Here is a 1,657-nt window from a genome sequence, read left to right on the forward strand (position 1 = left end):
ACTCAACTTTCGGGGTTGCGGCTTGCTGAGCAACTATTTACGATCTTTGACATAATTCCTGGTTCAAGCCGAAGAACTCGATAGCTGCCCCGAATACTTCGGAAATCATGGCGGTGAATATCTGCTCTGCGTATTGTCCCGCTCTGCGCAGCTTGTCTACTGCGAGCTCAAGAATACGTTTCAGTGCGGCCATGAAGTCCAGATCCCTCATTTCCTCGCAACAAGCTCTGAACAATGAGCCAAAGGTTCTGGGGTCATCCTGGCGTCTTTGTTCCAGGGACAGGAACATGTACCTGGCCATCACGATGGAAGTGTGAGCGACCTGACTGTCAAAGTCCCTCGATTGTATGCCCTTTTCCAGACCAAGGTGCTGCTTGCACATCTTGAAGAAGACCTCGATGTCCCAACGCTTTCCGTAGATGCGAACAACTTCCTCGTCCGGCAAATCGATATCCGTGGTCAAAATGGCCAACCAGTCTTTATTATGTCGATCTCTGACAAAAACAATTTTGGCTTGTCCACCATATTTCATTTCGACCCGGGCACTGGCTAATATTTTGGCCCTGCCTGGGCGTTTTTTAATCTGGCGATAGATATCATCCACCGAACATTGTCTACCACGAAATGTGTAATGTATATTGGGTGTTCTTTTGATCATGCATATAACATGGATGTGCTGGCGTAGGCTCTTGATTATGCTTGGCATTGCGAACCAACTATCCATAAGCACATATTCTGCTTTAATTCCAAAGTTCAGGATTCTCTTGACCATGGGCTCTAAAAGTTCAGTAGACTTGCCTACAGCTTCCAAGCGTCTTTTGTATCCCGAAGATCTTTTGTCCACTTCCTTTTTTATGCCCTGTATCTGGTTATTTGGATTTGCAGAGGACATTATGGCAAAATCCAATGGCAAGGTGCTTGCTCCGTCAGACCAACATACGGAAAGGAATCTGAATCCTTTAAAGTATCTTTTTTCGCTGTGATCATAGATCCTTGCCAGGAGTTCAACAGCTTTTGATCTTGGCCGCTTCAGGCTTGAGTCGTCTATGATCAGGACTTTTTCTCTATTTTTGTTGGTCAGTTCTTCATAAAGTGATGTAATCTTTGCAGCCAAAAGCAAACAAAATTTTCTCCAGTTGAATTTTTCTGATTTCAGAAAATCATATACGACGTCTTTACCGTATGGAGTTTGATTGTTGTTTACTACACCATGAAAGATGTCAAGCCCAAGAAATGGTAATGAAAACAAAGTAAAAAATATATTTTTTGCGGAAATTCCTTTTTCTTTGCGTATTCCAGATCTATTAAGAATTGTTGCCAAATTGAATTCAGAGCAAAACTTTTTGAGCCGATTTGAATACTGTGTTTCGTCTTGACCGTCGAATTGAAAATAGTTAATTTGCATTTGATCCTTTCTCCTGTTTTGTATTGTTACCGTGAAGAAGTTACATTCTAAACAGTGAGAAAGGATCTTTCAAGCAAAAACCCTCTTAATTTTCAACATATTGACATTTAGTCAGACTGTAACAGCAACCCCGAAAGTTGAGTATAAGCGCTGTTATGCTGAATACATCTCGAAAAATTGGGAAATCCAAAATAGCTCATTCCACAAAGCAAGGTGACAGTCATGCAAAACAGATTACTTGCCTCTCAAAAG

At 41.6% G+C, this 1,657-nt stretch carries 1 protein-coding gene; it reads right to left on the reverse strand.

Annotated elements, in window-relative coordinates; all coding sequences use genetic code 11:
* Window positions 1-37: 37 nt before the first annotated feature.
* Complete coding sequence (locus tag BLT42_RS14870) at window positions 38-1,405, reverse strand: IS4 family transposase (protein WP_031388786.1); 1,368 nt, start codon at window positions 1,403-1,405, stop codon at window positions 38-40.
* Window positions 1,406-1,657: the final 252 nt, after the last annotated feature.

It is taken from the genome of Maricaulis salignorans, assembly GCF_900103475.1.
GTDB lineage: Bacteria > Pseudomonadota > Alphaproteobacteria > Caulobacterales > Maricaulaceae > Maricaulis > Maricaulis salignorans.